The 22393-nt window shown below is 66.9% G+C and carries 19 protein-coding genes; 9 read left to right on the top strand and 10 right to left on the bottom strand.

Annotation, left to right across the window (positions count from 1 at the left end):
- Positions 1–576: 576 nt before the first annotated feature.
- The gene (gene fabR, locus OZ10_RS01370; protein ID WP_039563732.1) at positions 577–1224 is read right to left on the bottom strand and encodes an HTH-type transcriptional repressor FabR; all 648 of its coding nucleotides are present in this window, start codon (positions 1222–1224) and stop codon (positions 577–579) included.
- A gap of 93 nt (positions 1225–1317) precedes the next feature.
- Here fabR and OZ10_RS01365 point away from each other — a divergent pair, with 93 nt between their 5' ends.
- Together OZ10_RS01365 and OZ10_RS01360 are read left to right on the top strand one after the other, a co-directional pair.
- Complete coding sequence (locus OZ10_RS01365) at positions 1318–2394, top strand: ferredoxin reductase (protein ID WP_039411150.1); 1077 nt, start codon at positions 1318–1320, stop codon at positions 2392–2394.
- A gap of 9 nt (positions 2395–2403) precedes the next feature.
- Positions 2404–3525, top strand: a complete 1122-nt coding sequence (locus tag OZ10_RS01360; protein ID WP_039411148.1) for a fatty acid desaturase family protein — start codon at positions 2404–2406, stop codon at positions 3523–3525.
- Positions 3526–3922: 397 nt separating this feature from the next.
- On the opposite strand, the gene OZ10_RS01355 is transcribed toward OZ10_RS01360, so the two are convergent.
- The gene (locus OZ10_RS01355; RefSeq protein ID WP_039563730.1) at positions 3923–5494 is read right to left on the bottom strand and encodes an EAL domain-containing protein; all 1572 of its coding nucleotides are present in this window, start codon (positions 5492–5494) and stop codon (positions 3923–3925) included.
- A gap of 382 nt (positions 5495–5876) precedes the next feature.
- On the opposite strand from OZ10_RS01355, the gene OZ10_RS22650 reads away from it, so the two are divergent.
- Positions 5877–6053, top strand: a complete 177-nt coding sequence (locus OZ10_RS22650; RefSeq protein WP_068835690.1) for a hypothetical protein — start codon at positions 5877–5879, stop codon at positions 6051–6053.
- A 417-nt stretch (positions 6054–6470) separates the two neighbouring features.
- Here the strand turns inward: OZ10_RS22650 and OZ10_RS01345 are convergent, their stop codons facing one another.
- The 3 genes from OZ10_RS01345 to ubiK form a co-directional block, all read right to left on the bottom strand.
- Positions 6471–6980: a lipocalin family protein gene (locus OZ10_RS01345; protein WP_039411161.1), complete on the bottom strand. Its 510-nt coding sequence runs from the start codon at positions 6978–6980 to the stop codon at positions 6471–6473.
- Positions 6981–7180: 200 nt separating this feature from the next.
- Positions 7181–8701, bottom strand: coding sequence for a YifB family Mg chelatase-like AAA ATPase (locus OZ10_RS01340; RefSeq protein ID WP_039411144.1), 1521 nt, complete (start codon positions 8699–8701; stop codon positions 7181–7183).
- Between the two features lie 15 nt (positions 8702–8716).
- Positions 8717–9001, bottom strand: coding sequence for a ubiquinone biosynthesis accessory factor UbiK (gene ubiK, locus OZ10_RS01335; protein WP_039411142.1), 285 nt, complete (start codon positions 8999–9001; stop codon positions 8717–8719).
- 153 nt (positions 9002–9154) lie between these two features.
- Here ubiK and OZ10_RS01330 point away from each other — a divergent pair, with 153 nt between their 5' ends.
- A complete protein-coding gene (locus OZ10_RS01330) occupies positions 9155–9529 on the top strand; it encodes a P-II family nitrogen regulator (RefSeq protein ID WP_199680230.1) in 375 nt (124 codons plus the stop codon).
- Positions 9530–9983: 454 nt separating this feature from the next.
- Complete coding sequence (locus tag OZ10_RS01325; RefSeq protein ID WP_039563728.1) at positions 9984–11957, top strand: glycoside hydrolase family 84 protein; 1974 nt, start codon at positions 9984–9986, stop codon at positions 11955–11957.
- 219 nt (positions 11958–12176) lie between these two features.
- Here the strand turns inward: OZ10_RS01325 and OZ10_RS01320 are convergent, their stop codons facing one another.
- Entirely contained in the window at positions 12177–12833 is a 657-nt protein-coding gene (locus OZ10_RS01320; protein WP_039411137.1) for an RIO1 family regulatory kinase/ATPase domain-containing protein, read from the bottom strand.
- A gap of 558 nt (positions 12834–13391) precedes the next feature.
- Here OZ10_RS01320 and OZ10_RS01315 point away from each other — a divergent pair.
- Both OZ10_RS01315 and OZ10_RS01310 read left to right on the top strand, forming a co-directional pair.
- Positions 13392–14198 (top strand): porin family protein, encoded by an 807-nt coding sequence (locus OZ10_RS01315; protein ID WP_039411135.1) that lies wholly within the window; start codon positions 13392–13394, stop codon positions 14196–14198.
- A 185-nt stretch (positions 14199–14383) separates the two neighbouring features.
- Positions 14384–14995 carry a PH domain-containing protein gene (locus OZ10_RS01310; RefSeq protein ID WP_039411133.1) on the top strand — a complete coding sequence of 204 codons (612 nt, stop codon included), beginning with the start codon at positions 14384–14386 and terminating at the stop codon, positions 14993–14995.
- Between the two features lie 373 nt (positions 14996–15368).
- Here the strand turns inward: OZ10_RS01310 and speE are convergent, their stop codons facing one another.
- On the bottom strand, positions 15369–16226 hold the full coding sequence (gene speE / locus OZ10_RS01305) for a polyamine aminopropyltransferase (protein WP_039411132.1): 858 nt from the start codon (positions 16224–16226) through the stop codon (positions 15369–15371).
- Positions 16227–16460: 234 nt separating this feature from the next.
- Between speE and speA the strand changes: the two genes are divergently transcribed.
- Together speA and OZ10_RS01295 are read left to right on the top strand one after the other, a co-directional pair.
- Complete coding sequence (gene speA / locus OZ10_RS01300; RefSeq protein ID WP_039411130.1) at positions 16461–18347, top strand: arginine decarboxylase; 1887 nt, start codon at positions 16461–16463, stop codon at positions 18345–18347.
- A gap of 324 nt (positions 18348–18671) precedes the next feature.
- Positions 18672–19799 carry an acyltransferase family protein gene (locus OZ10_RS01295; protein ID WP_039563727.1) on the top strand — a complete coding sequence of 376 codons (1128 nt, stop codon included), beginning with the start codon at positions 18672–18674 and terminating at the stop codon, positions 19797–19799.
- A 257-nt stretch (positions 19800–20056) separates the two neighbouring features.
- Here OZ10_RS01295 and OZ10_RS01290 read toward each other — a convergent pair whose 3' ends face one another.
- From OZ10_RS01290 to OZ10_RS01280, 3 genes are read right to left on the bottom strand one after another with little or no spacing between them, the layout of a single operon-like run.
- Complete coding sequence (locus OZ10_RS01290) at positions 20057–20812, bottom strand: SDR family NAD(P)-dependent oxidoreductase (RefSeq protein ID WP_039411126.1); 756 nt, start codon at positions 20810–20812, stop codon at positions 20057–20059.
- 48 nt (positions 20813–20860) lie between these two features.
- Positions 20861–21394: a hypothetical protein gene (locus OZ10_RS01285; RefSeq protein ID WP_039411124.1), complete on the bottom strand. Its 534-nt coding sequence runs from the start codon at positions 21392–21394 to the stop codon at positions 20861–20863.
- 6 nt (positions 21395–21400) lie between these two features.
- Positions 21401–22288: an SPOR domain-containing protein gene (locus tag OZ10_RS01280; RefSeq protein WP_039411122.1), complete on the bottom strand. Its 888-nt coding sequence runs from the start codon at positions 22286–22288 to the stop codon at positions 21401–21403.
- Positions 22289–22393 lie beyond the last annotated feature (105 nt).

Raw genomic sequence — 22393 nt, 5'->3', positions numbered from 1 at the left:
CCCGGGTGCCTGGAAGGTCATCCACACGATGCGATGCGAACGCGCAAACGAAAACGCCCCCGGATGCAGCATCCGAGGGCGTTCGCTTGCCTCGGAGATCGGGTGACCGATCTCCTCGTCAGGACATCAGTCGAATCGGGTGATGCGCACGACTGCTTTCTTCGTGCGCACAAACGACGCCGCGCGGTGTGCGCTGGGCAGTCGATTGAATGTGGCGGAATGGAGCAGGGGCATGAGGTCGAGTCGGTGAAAGTGCAGGCGTACCTGCTGAGGGCGCGAACACTACCTGCGTCCTTTTCATTGCGCAAGCACTTTATGCAATTATTTTTCAGATTATCTTTCGGGTGGTCGAAAGAGAATGCAGTTGTGTAACGACCGCAAGGCAGTATTGCATTTGAATGCGACGGTCGGTGTCCGGCGATGACCTGATGTCAGGCATTGCAGATGAAGCACGCGGACAAACGTAGCAAGCATTTGTCAGGCGGTATGTACGGCGTGCTCAGCATCGGCGTGTGCGCTGGTCCATGCGCCGATGCCGCTGCTCGTTCGCGGCAACGCGATCGCCACCGCGAACAATCAACCGCCGTGCGTGCCCAGGGTGCGCGCGCCGGTGAGGATCATGCGCAGCATCTGCGAGATCTGTTCGACCAGTTCGGGGTCTTTTCCCGGCGGTGAGTCCATCGCCACCGCGCCCATCGCAAATACCAGCCGGGTGATCGCCTTGGACACCAGCGCCGGCGCATGCAGCTTGGCATTGTCGGCGGCGGCCAGGCGGATCAGGTCCACCCGCAGCTCGTCTTCGAAGTAGGTGAGCTCGCGCTCCACCGCCTGCTTGAAGGCGTCCGAACCCACCGCACCTTCGCGCAGCAGCACGTGCAGCAACTTGTCGTCGGCGCGCAACTGCTCCATGAAGGCTTCCACCGAGACGCGGATGACGCTGCGGTCGGTGGAGGTGGCGCGCTGGCGCGCCTGGCCGATGATGGTGCGCAGCGAGCGCCCGGCCAGGTCGATCAAGGCCACGGCGAGCTCGTCCATGTCGCGGAACTGGCGGTAGAAGCTGTTCGGCGCGATGCCGGCCTCGCGCGCCACTTCACGCAGGCTCAAGGTGGACAGGCTGCGGTGCGGGCCGATCAGCGACAACGCCGCAGCGATCAGGTCCTCGCGTGAAATCGCCGGCTTGCGTGACGGCGGCGCGTCGTGGGAAGGCAGGGCGATGGAGGTCATGAGGCAGCAGCCGGGCGTGGGGATGAATCATAGCGCTTTCGGCCGATATACAACTGTATACACGTGTGTGCATGCATGCGTATAGTGCACCCTATGAGCCTGGCATCCACCTCCAAGTCCAAGTCCCCCCTGCCTGCACGGCTGGCGCGCCGCCTGGTGTCGCCGCAGCTGTTCGATTTCTGGGCAACCCGGATCAACCCGCTGTGGACGCTGGAGCGGCCGATGGCCCGCCTGGTCGGCCGCAGCGCCGCCAGCCGCGATGCGGTGACGCTGGTGTTGCAGCCCAATGGCCATTGGCAGGGTCTGCAGGCCGGTCAGCACGTCAGCGTTGGCGTGGAGATCGATGGCCGCCGCCTGCTGCGCAGCTACAGCCCGACCGTGCTGGCCGACGGCCGGCTGGCGATCACCGTCAAGGCGATCGAAGGCGGGCAGGTCAGCCGGTACCTGGCGCGCGATGCAGCGCTGGGCACGGTGGTGTCGCTGGACCCGGCCTTTGGCGACATGCTGCTGCCGGCCACCCCCACCCCGTTGCTGTTGCTGGCCGCCGGCTCGGGCATCACCCCGATGCGGGCGTTGCTGCAGGCCGCCGCACAGGCCGGCATGCCGATGGACGTGGACCTGCTGTACTGGGTGCGCCAGCGCGACGAAGCCTGCTTCATGGATGAGTTCGAGGCGATGGCTGCGGCGCATCCGCGCCTGCGCGTGCGCCTTCTCACCACTCGCGAGGGCCAGACACCGGCCGCGCGCGTGGACAACTATCCGCTGGAGCAGATTGCCGCGCTGGACCAGCGCCATGTGATGGTCTGCGGCCCGGGCGGTTTTGTGCAGGCGGCGCGCGAGCGCTTGCAAGGGCGCGTGGCCGCCTTCCAGGCCGAAGCCTTCAGCGTGCCGGCACTGGACGAAAGCGAAGCCGGGCAGGTGCAGGTCCAGCTGTCACGCAGCGGCCGTACGCTCACCCTGCCGCGCGGCCAGTCACTGCTGGAAGGACTGGAAGCCCAGGGCCTGCGGCCGAAGCACGGCTGCCGCATGGGCATCTGCAACAGCTGCGCCTGCGCGCGCCAGTCCGGCACCACGCGCCACCTGCTGACCGGTGAGCGCAGCAACGAACCCACCGCACAGGTCCGCCTGTGCATCAGTGCCCCGAGCACTGACCTGATCCTGGATCTGTAAGGAACCCACATGAGCCGAGTCCACAACCGTGCCCTGTCCGCTGCCGAACTGCAGTCCTTCGGCGACGAACTCGATGCCATCCGCGCCCGCGTGCAGCGCCAGGTCGGGGCCGACGATGCGCGCTACATCCGCCGCATCGTGGCGGCCGTGCGCTGGACCGGCGTGGCCGGCCGCGCGCTGCTGTTTCTGGGCGCGTTCGTGCACAGCGTGCTGATCCCGGCCTGGATCGCCGGCGTGCTGCTGCTGACGTTGTCCAAGATCCTGGAGAACATGGAGCTGGGCCACAACGTCATGCATGGTCAGTACGACTGGATGGGTGACCCACAGCTCAACGGCAACACCTACGAGTGGGACATCGTCGCCACCGGCGACAACTGGCGCAAGACGCACAACTTCAAGCACCACACCTACACCAATGTGCGCGGCATGGACGATGACATCGGCTACGGCCTGCTGCGCATCTTCCCCGAGCAGCGCTGGCGCCCGTTCTACCTGATGCAGCCCTTCATCGCGGTGGTCTTTGCGCTGCTGTTCGAATGGGGCGTGGCGATCCAGGACCTGCGCCTGGGCCGCTGGTTCGCCGGCAAGATGAAGGCCGCCGAATTGCGCGCCTCGTTCCTGCCGGTCGGCCGCAAGATCGGCCGCCAGATGCTCAAGGACTACATCGTGTTTCCGGCGCTGGCCGGCCCGTTCTTCCTGACCGTGCTGCTGGGCAACCTGGCCGCCAACGTGCTGCGCAGTATCTGGACCTTCGTGATCATCTTCTGCGGCCACTTCACCGCCGATGCGGAAGTGTTTCCGAAGGAATCGATCCGCAACGAGTCGCGCGGTCACTGGTACCTGCGTCAGCTGCGCGGTTCGTCGAACCTGACCGGCGGCAAGCTGATGAACGTGCTGTCGGGCAACCTGAGCCACCAGATCGAACATCACTTCTATCCGGACCTGCCGGCCAATCGCTATGCGCAGATCGCCGTCGAAGTGAAGCAGATCTGCGCCCGTTACGGCCAGCACTACAACACCGGCTCGCTGCCGCGGCAGTTTGGCCAGGTGATGTGGCGGATCGTGCGGCATGCGTTTCCCAGCCGGCCCAAGCCGGTGCGCGAACGCAGCGGCGCATTGCAGAGCGCCTGATCGAGCGCGCTGCCGCTATCGCAAGGCCGCCATTGGCGGCCTTTCTTTTTGCAGGTAGGCCGCGTGGCAACGGCGGCGGAGAGGTCCACCTTGGGTTCTCGCACGCAGGCTGGTGCCTTGTTCGGCCATGGGCAGCGCCCGTCGCTGTCTTGCGGCGATGGTGGCCAACACTTGGGCGCGCAGCTGGAGCAGGATGCGCTGCGCACGCAGCCTGGTCGGGCGCAGCACCGACTTTCCCGTCGTGGTTGGATGATCGGCTCGCGCGCGTCTGTCGATGACGCGCTCAGCGCCAGCCCATATCCGTCGGCGATGGGCGCGCGGCGCGGCGGCAGATCTGCCTTCGACCCACCGCTGCAGCGAGCCGACTCGGCACGTGCGGGTGATGCCGCCGAGTGGATCAGTGCGCCGCGCTGCGGGTCTGTGCGTGGTAGGCGATAAAGCCGGTTGCCGGCAGCGCGCGTGAGAACAGCCAGCCCTGCGCCAGGTCCACGCCATGCGCGCGCAGGTAATCCAGCTGTTCCTGGCGCTCCACGCCCTCGGCGATGGTGCGCAACTGCAGCGTCTTGGCCATCTCGATGATATGCGCGGTCACCGAACTTGTAGCCGAGTGGGTGCCGATGGTGTCCACAAACGACTTGTCGATCTTCAGCGCATCCAGCGGTAGCCCCTGCAGGTATTGCAGGCTCGAATAGCCGGTGCCGAAATCGTCGATCGACACCGTGTGGCCGGCGCCGCGCAGGTGGGTGATGGTGGTGCGCGCCGCGTCGATATCCATCAGGCTGCGCTCGGTCGCCTCTACCCACAGTTGTCCGCTGTCCACCCCGGTGCCTTGCAGCGCCTGCGCCAGGACCGACTGCACCCGGCCGCTCTTGATGTCGTCGGCCGACACGTTGATGGCCACATGCAGGGTCGGGTCGGCGGCCAGGGTGGGGCCGAGCTCGCGAATGACCTCGGCCACCACCAGATCGGTGATCGGCAGGATCAACCCGCTTTCTTCGGCCAGCGGAATGAAGGCATCCGGCGGCACCAGCACGCCGTCGGGTTGCTGCCAGCGCACCAGTGCCTCCGCACCGACGCAGTGGCCGCTATCGAGCGAGATGATGGGCTGGTAGTGCACGATGAATTCGCCGCGCTGCACCGCAATCTCCAGTCGTGCCAGCGGCGAGAGGCGGCGCCGCGACACCCACAGCACCAGGCCCACCAGCAGCACGGCCACCGCGATGCCGGCTGGCATCACCTGCAGGCGTGCCGCCGCCAGCGGCCCGCGCAGATAGGCCGCCGGCTCGGTGACTACCGCCACCCAGTCGCCGCGGCGGTCGCGGCCGTACAGCACCTGTGGCTGCGTGTCGCCGTCGGTGCGGGACGTGGCGGCGTCGGCGGGCGGCGCCACCAGCAACTGTTCGGCCGCGGTGCCGGTGCTACTGAGCACCTGGCCGTCGGGCGTGCCGATCGCCAGCTGCAGGCCCGGCGGGATGTTGATGTCGGCCAGCGTGTTCGGATTGATCAGCACGTTGTAGTTGCCCAGCTGCAGCGCCATCAACGGATGTTGCGGATTGGCCAGCGGCAGCAGCCGGGTGGTCACTGCAATGCCGCGCTTGACCACGAAATCCGGAGCGGTCTGGGGAATGTTGTCGGGAAGTTGCCCCCACGAGGTGCAGCGCAGCCAGCGGTGCCGAAAGTGGCCCAGCTCGACGATGTAATGGCTGGTCAGCACCAGCGCGCGCATCTGCGCCAGATGGGCGGGCGAGCAGGGCGGCACCTGCGAGGCGGCCATGCTCAACAACGCGCCATGGGCTTCGTCGAAGGCCGTGTCGGTACGCCGGATCGACAGCGCCGCAAGTTGGCTGAGCCTGCTCTCCTCGCGCGACAGCGCCAGCCGCCAGGCCAGGTAATACGACAGTCCGATCGGGAGCGTTGCGCACACCACCACCAGCAGCACGGTCAGACTGATGATGCGTTGACGCTTCATGCCCTCACCCGCATCGACATACAGGCCAGCTCACGCACACGGCCTTGCGTGATGCCGGTGGCACAGCACGCATCGAGCCAGCGCCATGGCACTGCCCCCGCGCCAGGCAGTGCGCCGTAACGGCGTTAGGTGAACAACGGAAGTGGACGGATGAGGCTGCACGTCGCGAATGTACGACACACGCGTGCGTTGCGCGCGTCCGCGGAGCGAAGTCGCTGTGATTTTCTTGCGGCGGACCACGCACGCACAGGGCGGCCGCTACGTTGGAGGGGTTCACGCGCCTGCACGCATGGGCGCGCTAGGGTCGGTGCGTCTGTGCTCGCCACCGCGGGCTGCGGGGCCACCCGGTCCCTTGCAAGGCGCTCTCACTGGAGGAATCACCATGACAACGCAGAAAGAACGCGTCGGCGGCACTGACGCAGTGCCGATCTTCAAGATGCATGAAACCACGCGCGATGGCGAACTGATCAAGTACGTGGTGGGCGATACCGGCGTGGCCTTCGATAGCCTGGAAGGTGCCCAGGCCGCGGCCAAGGATCTGGGCACCCTCAACGGGTAAACCGGCCGGGCGGTATGGCCACCCATCGCGCGCAGGAGCCGGTGCGGCCGGGGTCAGGATGGCAGTGCCGATCCGGTAGTGCTGTTCCGGCCCCGGCCGTTCTCATAAGGCTGCCGGTAGGAGAGGAAGGGTGTGGTGCGGCATGCGCCAGCTCGCGCCGCGGGCTGGACAACGTTGCGCGGCTGTCGCCGCAGCCAAGCCGGCGCGCCAGCCGAGTCCGGGTGACCTGCTGCGGCGTCGCATGTGCGGCGCTGCGTACGTGGCTGCATGGCACGAGGACAACGTCGTCGGACGTGTCCCGGATCAGTCGGCTATCCGTCGCATGCGCTCGCAATCAGTTGCTGCAGGAGACAGGTCGAGCGAGGATACCTCGCACCGCTCGGCTGTCGCGCAGCAGCGCTGGTACCTCACGGGTTTTCAGGGAAGCGGTTGTTCGGTCAACCGTCCGGTGTGTGGGGTGTGGATCAGCGGCGCCAGATCGAACCCCTGCTCGCGCGCCTGCGCCAGATAGGCCTGGGCGATGTTCTCATCCAGCTGCGGCAGCCGCGCCAGCAGCCACAGGTACTTGCGATCGGGGCTGCCCACCAGGGCGGCGGTGTACTCGGGATCGATCCGCATCACCCAGTAGTCCCCTTTGGTGAAGGGAATCCAGCGCAATCCTTCGGGCAGGAACGTCACTTCCAGCCGGCCATGCGTGTCGTCGATGGCGCGGGCCTCTCCCACGGCCTCTTCCAGCTCGCCCGCCGCAGTCAGGCAGCGGTTCTGCACGCGCACGCTGCCGTCGTCCTGCAGCGAATAGTGCGCCGACACGTCGGTGCAGTCTGCATCCTCGAAGCGGATCGGCAGCCGCGCAATCTCGTACCAGGTGCCCAGATAGCGGTTCAGATCCAGCGACGGAACGGTGGTCAGGTCGGGATGTCGGCTCATGACGGCCTCTGCGCAATGGAGTGGCAGACGTTGTACGTGGAGCGCCATGAAGTGGATGTTGCGATGTCCCGCCTTGCGCTCGATGCGGCGACCAAGCATCGCGCGGCGCTGCCCGCAGTCGCACATCACTCAGGGCGTGCGGAAGCCGCTTGTGTTGCTTCAATCGCCGCAGCACGGTTCCGGCATTTCCGGCCGCCCCGCTAGGCCGCGCTGGCAGGGGCAAGCGCGCGATCGAGCTTGCGGTAGCCGATGGCTTCGGTCAGGTGGCGCGTGGCGATGACGGCACTGTCGTCCAGGTCGGCGATGGTGCGCGCCACGCGCAGGATGCGGTGCATCGAGCGTGCGGACAGTTGCAGGTGCTCGATCGCGCGCTCCAGCAGCAATTGGTCGTCGCCGTGCAGGCGGCAGTGGCGATCGGTGTCTGGCTGGTCGAGGCGTGCGTTGGGCAGCGGGCCGCGCGCAAGCTGGCGCTGCCGCGCGGCGACCACGCGTGCACGCACGCTGGCGCTGTCCTCGCCCGGGTTGCCACTGCGCAGCGCTTGCGGCGGCAGGCGCGGTACGTCGACATGCAGGTCGATGCGGTCCAGCAGCGGCCCGGAGATGCGGCTGCGATACCGGCGGATGCTGTCGCTGCTGCAGCGACAGCGCCCGCTGCCATCGCCGGCCCAGCCGCACGGGCACGGGTTCATGGCGGCAACCAGCTGGAACCGTGCCGGGAAATCCACGCTGCGCGCTGCCCGCGAGATCGTGACCAGCCCCGATTCCAGCGGCTCGCGCAGGACCTCGAGCGTCTGTCGTTGCCACTCGGGCAGCTCGTCCAGAAACAACACGCCGTTATGGGCCAGCGAGATCTCGCCGGGGCGCGGGTGCGTGCCACCACCGACCAGGGCGACCGCACTGGCGGTGTGATGGGGGGATCGGTAGGGCCGCTGCCGCCAGCGCGCCAGATCCAGCCCGCGCCCGCTGATGGAGCGGATGGCGGCGGTTTCCAGCGCCTCGGCATCGCTGGCGTCCGGCAGCAGGCCGGGCAGGCGCGAGGCGAGCAGGGTCTTGCCGCATCCGGGGCTGCCCATCAGCAGCAAGTGGTGGCTCCCTGCGGCGGCGATCTCCAGTGCGCGGCGTGCGTGCGGTTGGCCACGCACATCCGCCATGTCGGGCAGGGCCGCTGTGTCCAGGGTGGCCACCGCCAGCGCGGCGGCTGGTGCCTGCTGGGTGCCGTTGAGCGTGGCGCACACCTCCAGCAGGGTGCGTGCGGTGAAGGCCTGGACATGCCCGGCAATGGCGGCTTCGGCGCCATTGGCCAGCGGCACGATCAGCCGCCGCCCGGCCTGCGCGGCCGCCAGGGCCGCCGGCAGCACGCCGTCGACGCCGCGCAACTCGCCGGTCAGCGCCAGCTCGCCGAGGAATTCGTAGTCGGCCAGCGCCTGCCGGTCGATCTGCCCGCTGGCAGCCAGGATGCCGAGTGCGATTGGCAGATCGAAGCGGCCGCCGTCCTTGGGCAGATCCGCTGGCGCCAGGTTGATGGTGATGCGCCGCGCCGGGAATTCAAACTGCGCACACAGCAGGGCCGCACGCACGCGTTCGCGCGATTCGCGCACCGCCGCCTCGGGCAGGCCCACGATCTGGGTGGAGGGGAGACCCCCGGAGAGATGCACTTCCACCCGGACCTCGGGCGCTTGCACCCCTACGCGGGCACGGCTGTGCACCAGCGCCAGACTCATGGTGGGCGGCTCAGCTCAGGGACTGTCGGCGCTGGCAGCGGCGCTGGGCGGTGCGCCCGCTGCGCGCGCTTCCAGTGCGGCGACGGCCTGTTCGAGCGCGTCGAGCTTTTCGCGCGTGCGCAGCAGCACCGCGCGCTGCACGTCGAATTCTTCGCGGGTGACCAAGTCCAGCTTGCCCAGGCCGGCCTGCAGCGCGCCCTTGAAGGTGCTCTGCAATTCTTCGCGCGATTGGCGCAGGCCCGGTGGCACCAGGTCGCTGAGGCGGCGGGCGAGGTCGTCGAGCTGATTGAAATCGATCATGGTGTTCTCCGCAGGTCCGTAGGAAGCCTAGTGCAGGCCGGGACACGCGGGACATCGGCAAGGCAGTCGGCAGGCAGTAAGGATAGTCCCATTCGGCTGTGGTCCGCGGTGACGGCGCTGCCGCATTAGATGAGTGTTGCCTGCGTCCACGGTATGCTGCGCGGCCGTCATGCCCTGGGATCTGCACCGATGAAAATGATCATGGCCATCGTCAAACCGTTCAAGCTCGACGATGTGCGCGAAGCGCTCGCCGGCTGCGGCGTGGCAGGTATCACGGTGACCGAGGTCAAGGGCTTCGGCCGGCAGAAGGGGCATACCGAGCTGTATCGCGGTGCCGAATACGTGGTCGACTTCCTGCCCAAGGTGAAGATCGAAGTGGCGGTGACCGACGACCAGGCCGAGCGCGTGGTCGAAGCCATCGTGGCGGCGGCCGGTACCGGCAAGATCGGCGATGGCAAGGTGTTCGTCTACGACCTGGGCACGGTGGTGCGCATCCGCACCGGCGAGCTGGATAGCGACGCACTGTAGGAGTGAGCGCACGCCGTAGGCCGAGCCTGCGGCGGCGTTGCTGGTCTCCGCGCGACCGCGATGCCCGGGTCGAACGTGTCGGCATCAACGGGCCCGATCGACGACAAGCAGGCCAGCGCGTGATGCCAAAGGGCTTGCGCGACGGGGTTTGCGGTTGCCTGGCGGCTGCCTCCATGAACGACGCACCAGCCAGCGGTGCGCCTACCGGTACCGACAAGAATCCGTTGACCGTGAGTCGGCTGTCGCTCCGAGCCGCGTAGCCATCTCGCTTCATACCATTTCAATACCGCAGCCTGCAGGCTGCGCAGCGCCGTCGCCGTATTGCGGAAACTAGGCAACAACGGTTTTCGTCACGCGCAAAACGGACTCGACCCAAGGCACGGCGCGCTCTTGTCCCCGCGTAGCGACTTGCCTACTCTAGGCGTTAATACCATTCCAATACCGGAGTTCGGACATGAAGCGACGCAGTGGCAAGTCGGGCTTGCGCCTGCTCCCGATGGTGGTGGCGCTGGGTCTGGCGACGTCGGCGCTGGCCGAGCCGGTCACCCAGCCGGCGATCTTTCCGGCCCCGGTATCGATCACCCTGGATGTCGAGACGATCAGCCTGGGCCGGTCCGTGGTGCTGGTGGTCGCGCCTGGCGCGGACAAGGCCACACTCGCGCTGGTGCGCGGCATCCTCACCACGGCCGGCGTCAGCAACATTGCCACCGCCACGCGCCTGCCCGCCACGCTGGACCGCCCGCACATCGTGCTTGGCACCGGCGATGCGGCAGTGGTGCGTGACGCGCTGACGCGCAGCAAGGCGGTGCAGGACACGCACAAGGAGGGCTACACGCTGGCCAGCATTGCCCTGGATCGCGGCAGCCTGATCACCCTGGCCGGCCACGACGGCGATGGCCTGTTCCACGCCGCGCAGACGCTGCGTCAGCTGCTCGCGCGGCCGACCATCCCGACGCTGGTGATCCAGGATTACCCGGCCATGCCGATCCGCGGCACGATCGAAGGCTTCTACGGTGCGCCGTGGTCGATGGCTGACCGCAGCAAGCACATCGATTTCCTCGCCCGGACCAAGGCCAACACCTACATCTACAGCCCCAAGGACGACCCGTACGCGCGCGATCGCTGGCGCGAGCCGTATCCGAAACCGACCTTGAAGGCGCTCGGCCAGCTGGCTGCCACCGCCAAGCGCAATCACGTCGATTTCGTCTACGCGATCTCACCGGGCCCGACCGTGTGCTTCTCGGATCCCGCCGACGCCAAGGCACTGCTGCGCAAGTTCGATGCGTTCCGCGCGCTGGGCGTGCGCAGCTTCTATGTGGCGCTGGACGATATCGAATACACCAAGTGGAACTGCGAACGCGACAAGGCCACCTTCGGTGAATCCGGCGCGCAGGCGGCGGGCATCGCGCAATCGCACCTGCTCAATCTGGTGCAGGCCGATCTGGTCGCGCGGCACGATGCAGCGTCGGAATTGATCATGGTGCCGACCGAGTATTACGACGCCAAAGAGAGCCCGTACAAGGAAGCGCTGCGCAAGCATCTGGACCCGAAGATCGTGGTGCAGTGGACCGGCACCGACGTGGTGCCCCCGGCCATTTCCATTCCCGATGCGCGCGCCGCCACCAAGGCGTTCGGCCGCAAGACCTTGTTGTGGGACAACTACCCGGTCAACGATTTCGAAACCTCGGCCGGGCGCCTGTTGATGGCGCCGTACGCGCGGCGCGAGGCCGGCCTGTCGGCCGAATTGTCGGGCATCGTCTCCAACCCGATGAACCAGGAAGTGCCCAGCCGCGTGGCGGTGATGGGCTTGACCGCCTTCGCCTGGAACGACAAAGGCTACGATGCACAACGCACCTGGCATGCGGCGGCGCGCGATCTGGCCGGCGGCGATGCGCGCGTCACCGCGGCCTTGCTGACCTTCTTCGACACCCAGCACCTGGCGCCCACCTTCGGCAGCCAGCCGTGGCAGGAGCAGGCGCCGCGGCTGAAGGCCGTGCTCGACCATGTGCGCGAAGCGATCGCGCTGGGCGATGCGGCCGCGCGCACGCAGGCGATTGCCGAGCTGGCGCGTACGGCCGACGAGATGGCCGCCGCGCCGCAGATCATCCGTGACGGCGTGGCCGACAAGGGCTTTGCCGCGCAATCGCGTCCCTGGCTGGAGGCAATGGAAGGCTGGGGCCGCGCGCTGCAGCAGACCGCAGCCGGGCTGGATGCCGCCAATCGCGGCGGCACCGAGGCACCGGCATTGTTTGCGGACGCGGCTGCGCTTGCAGCCAAAGCGGCAGCCATTCCATCGATTCCCGGCGCCACCCGCTTCGGGGGCCCGGTCAAGATCGCCGACGGCGTGCTCGACCGCTTTGTCACCGATGCACCGAGCCTGATCGCCTATCGCACGCCGGCAGTTGCCGCTTCGGCAGCAGCAAAGTGATGGGTTAGTGCGCAGGCACCGCGACGCGCATGGGTGACTGTTCGCGTCGCGGTGCAGGCAACCGCGGGAGCGCCCTAGCCATCCGCGTCGCAGCACGTGGTATGCACAGAGCACTCGGGGACGTTCCGCGCTGCAGATCAAACCGATGCGATCGACGCAGCGGATGACGCCACAACGTTGGCCAGCCGCTCCAAAGCGGCTCCCGGTCAGCAGCGCTGGTTACGCAGTGCCTTTCAGACGCCGATACAGCCGCTTCCAGCCGCTGCGAACGGCATGCACCCAGCGCGGTTCGGCGCTGTGTGCGGCTTCGTCGGCCGTCGGTGCGATGCCGGCCAGGCGCTGGCGCATTTTCTGGAAGTTGGCCACGTCGCTGCGTTGCAGCTGACGCGCCAGCGTGCCGCGACGCAACCAGCGCGGGAATCGCCACGCCGAAGTGAAATCGATCAGCACCGGCACGCCCGCGCTGACCACCACATTGGTGCCATGCAGATCGTTATGGGTGATGCCGAACGCATGCAGCCGGCGCAAGGCCTGCTGCAGTTGCTGGAAGACTTCCTGGCCCACCACCGCGCTGGCGCTGAGCGTGTCGCCGGGAATGAACTCCATGCCCAGTGCCAGCCCGCCCAGGGTGCCGAGCAGGGCCGGCGCATGCCGCCAGCCCTTCAGCTGTTCCAGCATCCTGGCCTCGTGGCGCACCATCAACCGCGCGACCGGTGCCAGCAGCGTGCGGCGGTAGCGGCCGTAGTCCTTGACCACCGCCAGCTGCCCATCCACGTGGGTGCGGTAGACGTCGGGTTCCAGCAGGCGGGTGCCCTGCTTGAGCAACACGGGCGTGACAACGTGCAGGCTGGACACGTCCAGCGGCTGGTAATGCATGACAGTTCTCCGGACCTTGGCGGCGCGGAGATGTCACGCGTTGCGCAGGTTCACGATGATCGCGAGGGATCGGTGCGCGCAATTTTAGAACTTGTCAGTATTGAAATTACCTTTATTTAACAAATGAAATGTTCCGGAAGTGGAACGGCTTTGCTAATCAAGTGCTTGGCGGCCCCTTCGCTAGGACTCTGTTGGCATCAGGTGGGCAGGGCAGGCACGCCGCGCGTGCGCGCGCAGAAAGCCGGCATCGGCGATGCCAGCTGCCTGCTTCGATCAGCGCATGACTTGCGATCGCTTCAACCAAGCGCGAGCGGTCACATCCCTTCTTGACAGCTGCTGAGACTCCAGACACTGTGCCGGCTGCGGTCAGGGGGCTGCATCACGCGTTAGTACGGGCACGTTCTCAGGGACGGCGCCTGGATCGATGTCGCACGACATCCGGTGATGCCGGGAAAGCCCCCGAATTCGACAGCAACTGCGCCACTTCCAGACGCCGTCAGGTGACCCCTGCGTGCGCAAGGATGCGGGAACGATGGAGTACGACTCATTGGGGAAGCGATGAAAAGGACCGCAACACTGCTGTTGGCCTGCACGGCCTTCGGCGTCACGGCACAGGCCTCGGCGCAATCGTTGTCGCGCGGCTGGGACAGCTACCGGCAACAGCAAAAGCAGCAGACCGGCACGCAGGACGCGCGCGCGCCGGTCGCGCAGTCGTCGCGCACCTCGCAAGCCGGCATCGGCGGCGCGCCGGCTGCCGTCGGTGGAAGCGGCACTGGCACCGGCGAATCCGGCGGATTCACCACGGTTACGACGCAGACGGAGATGGCAGCGCCGCCCGTGCCGGTTGATGTCTCTCCTGCGCCGATCGAAGACGACCAACGGCTCAAGAGCGGCATGTTCCTTGGCGTGCAGAGCGGCAAGGCCAAGGTATTCGACGGAGTCAAGCAGGACCTGTTGGGCTTCAATGTCGGGTATCGCTGGCGCGCAGGTCCGGTGACCCTGATCGGCATCGAAGCGGCAACCGGAAACGTCGATGGTTCAAAGGATGAGGATGGGTTTGTCGTCATCCCGACGGTGGACTTCGGCAGTGTTGGTGGAACGGCGCGCTTCAACTTCGGCGACGCTCCGGTGTTTGCACTCGTACGGCTGGGCTATTGGGGTGGCAAGGCCAAGGGAGAGGACTACGACGAGCGTGTGTATGGCGCCTACGTGGGCGCCGGGCTCGGCGTGGATATCGGCAGGCATGTCAGCCTGAGCGCGCTGTACACCAACTACGTGTATGCCGACGAGTATTACGACGACTACGAGGACATCACCATCAATCGCGCCGAGGTGTTGAGCTTCGGCGCCGAAGTCCGCTTCTGATTGCAGCGGCCAGGACCGCAAGGCGGGCGGCAGCGTCCGCCCCTGATCGTTGAGGAAATCGACCCAGTCAGCGTTACTGCCACGCCGGCGGGGGCGTACCCAGGCCACCGACTCCCACGTTGCGGGGCGATCCATGCAAGGTGCTGTAGTGTCGTGTCCAACGGTGACAGTCGTTGGGAGGGCCTATGGACGCAGTGGCGCAGTTTTTGACAGACGAGCAGGACCCGGTGGCAGTCGGCAAGATCCTGCCCAAGGTCAGTGAGTTGCTGACCCGCGACGAGCAGGTCGAGTACATCGCCGTGCAGAAGAAGATGGTGATGAACCTGTCGCCGGATGCGGTGGTGCTGACCAACCGCAGGTTTATCGTGGTCTACCCCACGTTGTTCGGCATGACCTTCCGCGATTTCCCCTGGCGCGAGGTGCTCGATGTGCACATGAGCGAACAGATGCTCGGGGCGACCATCATGTGCCGCACCACCCAAGGCACCTCCGCCTCCATCGACAGCCTGCCCAAGAAGCAGGCGCGGCGCGTCTATGCCTATGCGCAGCAGGTGGAAGAATCCGCCTACGAAAAGCGCCAGCAGCTGGAGATCGACAAATTGCGTGCGGCGGCCGGTGGCGTGGTGGTGCATGCGCCGGGTGCGCACGGCGCGGCAGTGCCATCTCAGGCCAGTGCCGTTCCCGCCACAGACGATCCGGTGCAGGTGTTGAGCAAGCTGAAGCAATTGCTGGATGCGGGGCTGGTCACGCAGGACGAATTCGACGCCAAGAAGACGGAAGTCCTGGCCCGGTTATAGGCTGCGCGGTCCCGTACATTGGTCGGCAAGGCATGGGCAGCGGCATCGACCGCAGCGTGACGCAGCAATGGCGCGCAAGACCGATGCGTCCCGCGCACGGCTGCACTGTCGATCGAGCGCCGTTCAAGGGAATGTGAGCGGCGCATCGCCGCGTCATCGGCCATGGGTGCGACAGCACGCCAGGCGAAACGCACTGGCAGATCAGCCCGCGCGCTGCAGGCGCGCAGGCAGTCTCGTCAACGGGCGGCTGCCGATAGCCCGGGGGCGTCACTGCCAGGCTGTTGCGGCCGGTGTCGTCAATCGGCCGCAACCATTCAAGCATCGCGCCTGCGCGCGCCGTCCGCGCCCGCAGGCAAAGGGTTGCTCGCCGCGCCTACTCGCCCAGCGCCTTGGCCACGAACGGCGGGGCGACCAGCACGCCGGTGTGCAGGTGGGCGGTGTAATACAGCGTGTCGAAGCCCTTGGCCTGCGCGGCGTCCTGACGGAACGCGAAATCGGCCTTGGCCTGCTTGCTGGCCATGGTCACGCTCCACCAGCCGGTGGGGTAGCACGGCTGCGGGAACGGCAGGGTCTTGAACGACTGGAAGCCGGCCTTGCCCATTTCGGTGCGCATCTCGTTGATCAGGTCCAGCAGCGCCAGCGGCGATTCTGACTGCTGCACCAGGATGCCGTCGTCCTTCAACGCCTTGAAGCAGCTCTCGTAGAACGCCTTGTTGAACAGGCCCTCGGCCGGGCCCACCGGATCGGTGGAGTCGACGATCACGATGTCCACGCTGCCGGCCGGGCAATTGGCCATGTAGGCCACGCCATCGTCGAACAACAGCTCGGCGCGCGCATCGTGGTTGGAATCGCACAGCTCGGGAAAATAGGTCTCCGACATGCGGGTAACCTGCTCGTCGATATCGCATTGGGTGGCGCTTTCCACGCCCGGGTGCTTGAGCACCTCGCGCAGGGTGCCGCAGTCGCCGCCGCCAATGATCACCACGCGCTTGGGCGCGGGATGGGTGAACAGCGCTGGGTGGCTGATCATCTCGTGATAGAAGAAGTTGTCGCGGCTGGTCAGCATCACCGCGCCGTCGATGAGCATCAGCTTGCCCCAGTCCGTGGTCTGGTAGATCTCGATCTTCTGGAACGGGGACTGCACCTCGTCCAGCTTGCCGCTGATGCGGAAGCCGATGGCCGACCCGGTGGGCTGGAAGTGTTCGATGTACCAGTTGTCGTTGGCGCTCATGCAAAGATCCTGAAAAGAAGGGGAGCTGTTCCTTCTCCCACCGGGAGAAGGTGGCGCAAAGCGCCGGATGAGGGTCGGGCGCAGCCTCGTGCAGTCAACCTGCGCGGCGGCTGAACCTGCATTCCAACCCGCTCCAGCAGGAGCGGGGCGTGAAGTCGGCGCGGATTGTAACGGACCCTGCGCATGCCAGGCGTTACACTTCACGCCCTTTTTTATTCCAGCCGAGACAGCGAAATGAGCGATTGGTCCCTCGACCAAGCCCGCAAGACCTACTCGATCCCGCATTGGGCCGATGGGTATTTCGATGTGAACGCCGCCGGCCACGTGGTGGTCAGCCCGACCGCCAATGGCCCGTCGGTGTCGCTGCCCGAGGTGGTGGACGCCGCGCGTGCGGCCGGCGCCAAGCTGCCGCTGCTGGTGCGCTTTCCGGACATCCTGGGCCAGCGCCTGGGCAAGCTGCAGGCGGCCTTTGCGCAGGCGCAGTCGGAGTGGGACTACGCCGGCGGCTATACCGCCGTGTACCCGATCAAGGTCAACCAGCACCGCGGCGTGGCCGGTACCCTGGCCGGCCACCACGGCGACGGCTTCGGGCTGGAAGCGGGCAGCAAGCCGGAGCTGATGGCGGTGCTGGCGCTGTCGCGCCCGGGCGGGCTGATCGTGTGCAACGGCTACAAGGACCGCGAATACATCCGCCTGGCGCTGATCGGGCGCAAGCTGGGCCTGCAGACCTTCATCGTGATCGAAAAGCCTTCCGAGCTGAAGCTGGTGCTGGAAGAGGCGCGCGCGCTGGACGTCAAGCCGGGCTTGGGCGTGCGCATGCGCCTGGCCTCGCTGGGCGCGGGCAAGTGGCAGAACAGCGGTGGCGACAAGGCCAAGTTCGGGCTGTCGCCGCGGCAGGTGCTGGACCTGTGGAAGACGCTGCGCGACACCGAGTACGCCGACAGCCTGAATCTGCTGCATTTCCACATGGGCTCGCAGATCTCCAACGTGCGCGACATCGCCAACGGCATGCGCGAGGCCACCCGCTATTTCGTGGAGCTTTCGCGCCTGGGTGCCAAGATCAGCCATGTGGACGTCGGTGGCGGCCTGGGTATCGATTACGAAGGCACCCGCTCGCGGAGCTATTGCTCGATCAATTATGGCCTGCACTCGTACGCCAGCAACATCGTGCAGCCCCTGGCCAGCGCCTGCGAAGAGCACGGGCTGACCCCGCCGCGCATCGTCACCGAATGCGGGCGCGCGATGACCGCGCACCACGCGGTGCTGATCGCCAATGTCTCCGAAGTGGAGCAGGCGCCGGAAGGCCGCGTGCCCGATGCGCACGACGATGAACCGGCGGCCATCCGCCACCTGCGCGAGATCCACGACGAACTGGATGTGCGCCCGGCGGTGGAACTCTTCCAGGAGGCGCAGCACTTCCATGCCGAGGGCTTGAGCGCCTACGCCCTGGGCCAGATCGACCTGACCCATCGTGCGCGTATCGATGATCTGTTCTATGCCATCGCGCACGGCGTGCGTGCGCGGTTGAGTTTCGACGAAAAGAGCCACCGCCCGGTACTGGACGAGCTCAACGAGCGGCTGGTGGACAAGTACTTCGTCAACTTCAGCGTGTTCGAGTCGATTCCGGATGTGTGGGCGATCGACCAGGTGTTCCCGATCGTGCCGATCGAACGCCTGAACGAAGCGCCGCAGCGGCGCGGCATCATCGCCGACATGACCTGCGATTCCGATGGCATGGTCAAAACCTATGTCGAGAACGAAAGCCTTGACAGCTCGTTGCCGCTGCACACATTGAACCCGGGCGAAAGCTACCGTATCGGCTTCTTTCTGGTCGGTGCTTACCAGGAAATTCTCGGCGACATCCACAACCTGTTCGGCGATACCGACGCGGTGGAAGTGGCGGTGGACGGCGATGGCTATCGCATCGTGCAGCAGCGTCGCGGCGATACCACCGACGTGATGCTCGACTACGTGGGCTATCAGCTGGATACGCTGCGCGCGACCTACGCCGAACGCATTGCCGCCGCGCAGCTGCCACCGGAGCGCGCAAAGGAACTGAGCGACGCGCTGGAAGCCGGGCTGACCGGCTACACCTATCTGTCCGACGAACCATTGGGCTGATCGTGCACGCGCTGCGGCACTGCCGTGGCGCGTAGTAAGGCGCTGGAGCCATGTCACGGCGCTCGCCTGGAGCGGCAGCGGCAGCGGCTGCGGTGATGGCGCGATGATCGCGGCGCCGTTGTCGTGCCCCCACCAGGTTGACCTGCACCTGCGTCGCCGCTGATGGATGGCGATGCGCGCATCACCGACAGGGACTGTCTGCGGTCGCATGGCATGCCCGGGCGGCACTGCCCGATGCAATGGCAATGACACGGCCGCCACATCCCGGCGCCATCACACCGGCCATGCGGCACAATCGACGTCCTTCAGTCATCGAGCGTGCGCATGCGCTATCCCGCCTTGGACCTGCTGCGTGCCATCGCCATCGCCTGGGTGATGCTGTTCCATTCGTTCGTGGTCGGCGGGCTGGGGCCGGACTGGGCGTGGCTGTCGCGCTACGGCTGGATGGGCGTGGACCTGTTCTTCGTGCTGAGCGGCTTTTTGATCGGCAGCCAGGTGCTGACGCCGCTGGCGCGCGGGCAGCGCCTGGACTTCACCGATTTCTACCTGCGTCGCGCCTTCCGCATCCTGCCGGCATTTCTGCTGGTGCTGATCGTCTACATCACATGGCCGGGGTTTCGCGAAGCGCCCGGGTTGGCGCCGTGGTGGATGTTTGCCACCTTCACCCTGAACCTGTTCGTCGATTACGGCCAGCAGGCTGCGTTTTCGCATGCCTGGTCGCTTTGCGTGGAGGAGCACTTCTATCTGGTGTTTCCGCTACTGGCCACGGTGCTGCTGCGGCGTCCGTCGGCCGGGCGATTCATCGCGTTATGCATGGCGGTGGTAGTGGCAGGCATCGCCTTGCGCACCAGCGTCTGGCTGCATAACACCGCGCTGGACCAGATCGGCGGTGACCAGCAGCGCAACTGGTTCGTCGAAGATATCTACTACCCCACCTGGAACCGCCTCGATGGCCTGCTGGCTGGTGTGATGCTCGCGGTGCTGAAGGTCTTCCGCCCGCAGACCTGGCAACGGCTGCAGCAGTACGGCAGCGCGTGGTTGCTGGCGGGCATGGCGGTGCTAGCGCTGGCGATGTGGTTGTTTCGCGAGCGCACCGGCCTGATCGGCAATGCCTTGGGCTGGCCGGTGCTTTCGCTGGGCTTGGCATTGCTCGTGCTGGCCGGCACTGCCACCGGCAGCGCCTTCGGCCGGCTGCGGGTGCCGGGCGCAGCGTGGCTAGCAACCATCTCCTACAGCCTGTATCTGACCCACAAGGCCATGTTCCATGTGACGCAGGGCTGGCTCGGCGCCGCGCTGGACGGCCACGGCCTGCTGGCATTTGCCGTCTATGGTGGGGTGGCGTTGCTGGTGGGCGCGTTGCTGCACTACGCGGTGGAGCGGCCTTTCCTGCGCCTGCGTGGAATGTTGCTGCGGCAGCGCGCCAGGCCGGCCGGTGGTGCCGAGGCGGCGTAGCGTGCCCACGCCGCTCAGCACCACTGCTGCCGCGTGCGCTCTGGTCAGACTTCGGCCATCGATCGCATGCCGATGATTGCTTGGCAAACGACGCTGTGTGGCATCGCCGTTGCCACGCGCGCGTGCTTTGATCGCATGAATGCGTTCCTGGAAGAAAAGCCGCGCAGTGCGCGGCTTCTCAGGCATTGCGCGATGGCGTCTTGCCTCCGTACGCGCTCGGCCCTTGCCGATGCATACGTCCAGCATGCCGCGGCATGTCACTGCGCGTCGCGCGCCACCTGAAATCCGGCGAACGATTGCGTCACCGGCATGATTTCCAGCCGGTTGATGTTCAAGTGGGCCGGCAGGCTGGCGACATAGAAGATCTGCTCGGCGATGTCGTCGGCGGTCATCGGCGTGGCACCGCGATACAGCGTGTCCGAGGCGGCCTGGTTGCCGCCGGTACGCACCAGGGTGAATTCGGTTTCGGCCATGCCGGGTTCGATCGAGGTCACGCGCACGCCGGTGCCGTGCAAGTCCGCGCGCAGCCCCAGCGAGAACTGCTGCACGAAGGCCTTGGTGCCGCCGTAGACGTTGCCACCGGTGTATGGGTAGGTGGCCGCGACCGAGGCGATGTTGATGATGGCGCCGCGGCGCGCGATCAGCGCCGGCAGCAGGCGATGGGTGAGCGTGACCAGCGCGGTGACATTGGTGTCGATCATCTGCTGCCACTGGGCCAGGTCGGCCTGCTGCGCCGGCGCGGTGCCCAGCGCCAGGCCGGCGTTGTTGACCAGCACATCGATGTCGGCGAACGCTGGCGGCAGCGCGTCGATGGCAGCCGACAGGGCCTGCGCATCGCGCATGTCGAACGCGGCGGTGTGGACCTGGCCGGCCGGCAGCGCGGCCGCCAGCGCCTGCAGGCGCTCGGCGCGTCGGCCGGTGGCGATGACCTTCCAGCCAGCGGCGGCGAAGCGGCGCACCGCAGCGCTGCCGAATCCGGAGGTGGCACCAGTGATCAGGACGGTCTTGGACATGCGGAACTCCAGGGGGACGGGGGATTCAGGATTCACTGCAAGGCGGTTTCAGAGCGCAGGGGGCGGGCTTGCCATTGCGGCACGCCGCGCACGCAGCATCTCTTCGGTCACGCTCTCGCGCGAGACGACATGGCCACGGCGCAGCCGCAGCACCACGTAGGCGCCCGCTGCGTGCGTGGCAGGCGTCGCGGTGGACGGCAGTGCGACGATCACTTCGCCATCCACCCACACGGCCGGCACTGGCGCCGGCTGGCCGGGGAACAGGACGTCCAACGGCAAGGTTGGTGGCGCATCGGCGCAGGCGCCCAGCACGACGCGATCAAGCACCAGCTGCTGCGCGTCCAGACGCCAGTCCGCGCGATAGCCGCGCCAGTTGGCGGTGCAGCTGCCCATCGCACTGCGTGCGTGCGCCACGAAGCGCGTCCAGGTGTCCGGGTCATCCAGGGGCCCGGACAACGGCTCGGCCAGCAACGTTGCCTGCTGGCCGTCGATCTGGATGCGGTCGCGGATCTGATCGGTGGCCTGCGCCGTGCCGGTCAGTGCCAGCGTTCCCAGCAACAGCCCGGCGCAGCGACGCAGCATGCGCGCTTACTGCGCCTTGATCGCAATGGCCGGCAGGCCGCTGCCGGTGAGTTTCTGCTTGGCCTCGGCCAGTTCGCCGGCGCTGCCGTAGGGCCCCATGCGCACGCGATAGACGGTTTTCCCGCTGATTTCGGCCGATTCCACGCGTGCGGCCAGCCCCATCATCGCCAGCTTGGCCTTGGTGGATTCGGCATCGCCGGAAGCGCCGAACGAGCCGGCCTGCAGGATGTAACGGGTGTTGTCGGTCACCGCCGCTGCAGCGGACGAGGGCGCTGCAGCGGCAGGCGTTGTCGCAGGCTTCGGCGCCGTGGCCGCGGGCGTTGTGATGGCCGCAGTGCCGGCCGGCGCCGGCGTGGCTGCCGGCCGTGCCGGAGCGGTTTCCGGCAGCGGTTTGGGTGCGCTGGCGGCAGATTCGTTCAAGGGCACCGGCACGCTGGCGGCTGGCGTAGCAGCGGCCACGCTTGCGGCCGCACCGGGTGCTGGCGGCACCGGCTTGCCTTCCAGCGCTGCGCGCGCACGCGCGGCCTCTTCGGCGCGTGCGCTGGCGGCCAGCTCGGCATCGGACATCTGCACTTCCTTGCCGGGCAGCAAGGTATAGAAGTCGTACTGGGTCTGCGCATCGCCGGGCTTGGGCTGCGGCTTGGCAGGCGGCGTGCTGGGCTTGGGCAGTTCGGCAGGGGTATCGGTGTCGGCGTCGGCCACCGGTTCGGGCTGGGCGTCCGGGTTGGCCCGCGGGCCCACGCGCAGGAAGCCGTCGCCGTCCTTCTTGAACAGGTTGGGGGCGGCCAGGAAGATCACTGCCGCAATCGCGGCGCCCGCCACCAACCACACCCAACCGGGGGTGCCATTGCTGGTGTTGCGTCGTGCCTGGCTCTTACCGCGTCGTGCTGCCATCTACCACTTCTCCGAATCATGTCGTTGCGGGCCGTGGAAGGCCCTGCGTGTAGCGCGCGCGATCCGCGTCGCCGTCAGGCGGCTGAGCCCGGCAGGTGGCACGCC

This window comes from Xanthomonas cannabis pv. cannabis, from assembly GCF_000802365.1.
In the GTDB taxonomy this organism is placed as follows: domain Bacteria; phylum Pseudomonadota; class Gammaproteobacteria; order Xanthomonadales; family Xanthomonadaceae; genus Xanthomonas; species Xanthomonas cannabis.
The sequence above is the reverse complement of the archived record's forward strand: the minus strand, read 5'-3'. Positions and strand labels throughout refer to the sequence as shown.

Excerpts from the sequence above, each read along its gene's own strand:
- fabR (WP_039563732.1), bottom strand. The coding sequence starts at position 1,224 with ATGACCTCCATCGCCCTGCCTTCCCACGACGCGCCGCCGTCACGCAAG.
- OZ10_RS01365 (WP_039411150.1), top strand. The coding sequence starts at position 1,318 with ATGAGCCTGGCATCCACCTCCAAGTCCAAGTCCCCCCTGCCTGCACGG.
- OZ10_RS01360 (WP_039411148.1), top strand. The coding sequence starts at position 2,404 with ATGAGCCGAGTCCACAACCGTGCCCTGTCCGCTGCCGAACTGCAGTCC.
- OZ10_RS01355 (WP_039563730.1), bottom strand. The coding sequence starts at position 5,494 with ATGAAGCGTCAACGCATCATCAGTCTGACCGTGCTGCTGGTGGTGGTG.
- OZ10_RS22650 (WP_068835690.1), top strand. The coding sequence starts at position 5,877 with ATGACAACGCAGAAAGAACGCGTCGGCGGCACTGACGCAGTGCCGATC.
- OZ10_RS01345 (WP_039411161.1), bottom strand. The coding sequence starts at position 6,980 with ATGAGCCGACATCCCGACCTGACCACCGTTCCGTCGCTGGATCTGAAC.
- OZ10_RS01340 (WP_039411144.1), bottom strand. The coding sequence starts at position 8,701 with ATGAGTCTGGCGCTGGTGCACAGCCGTGCCCGCGTAGGGGTGCAAGCG.
- ubiK (WP_039411142.1), bottom strand. The coding sequence starts at position 9,001 with ATGATCGATTTCAATCAGCTCGACGACCTCGCCCGCCGCCTCAGCGAC.
- OZ10_RS01330 (WP_199680230.1), top strand. The coding sequence starts at position 9,155 with ATGCTGCGCGGCCGTCATGCCCTGGGATCTGCACCGATGAAAATGATC.
- OZ10_RS01325 (WP_039563728.1), top strand. The coding sequence starts at position 9,984 with ATGAAGCGACGCAGTGGCAAGTCGGGCTTGCGCCTGCTCCCGATGGTG.
- OZ10_RS01320 (WP_039411137.1), bottom strand. The coding sequence starts at position 12,833 with ATGCATTACCAGCCGCTGGACGTGTCCAGCCTGCACGTTGTCACGCCC.
- OZ10_RS01315 (WP_039411135.1), top strand. The coding sequence starts at position 13,392 with ATGAAAAGGACCGCAACACTGCTGTTGGCCTGCACGGCCTTCGGCGTC.
- OZ10_RS01310 (WP_039411133.1), top strand. The coding sequence starts at position 14,384 with ATGGACGCAGTGGCGCAGTTTTTGACAGACGAGCAGGACCCGGTGGCA.
- speE (WP_039411132.1), bottom strand. The coding sequence starts at position 16,226 with ATGAGCGCCAACGACAACTGGTACATCGAACACTTCCAGCCCACCGGG.
- speA (WP_039411130.1), top strand. The coding sequence starts at position 16,461 with ATGAGCGATTGGTCCCTCGACCAAGCCCGCAAGACCTACTCGATCCCG.
- OZ10_RS01295 (WP_039563727.1), top strand. The coding sequence starts at position 18,672 with ATGCGCTATCCCGCCTTGGACCTGCTGCGTGCCATCGCCATCGCCTGG.
- OZ10_RS01290 (WP_039411126.1), bottom strand. The coding sequence starts at position 20,812 with ATGTCCAAGACCGTCCTGATCACTGGTGCCACCTCCGGATTCGGCAGC.
- OZ10_RS01285 (WP_039411124.1), bottom strand. The coding sequence starts at position 21,394 with ATGCTGCGTCGCTGCGCCGGGCTGTTGCTGGGAACGCTGGCACTGACC.
- OZ10_RS01280 (WP_039411122.1), bottom strand. The coding sequence starts at position 22,288 with ATGGCAGCACGACGCGGTAAGAGCCAGGCACGACGCAACACCAGCAAT.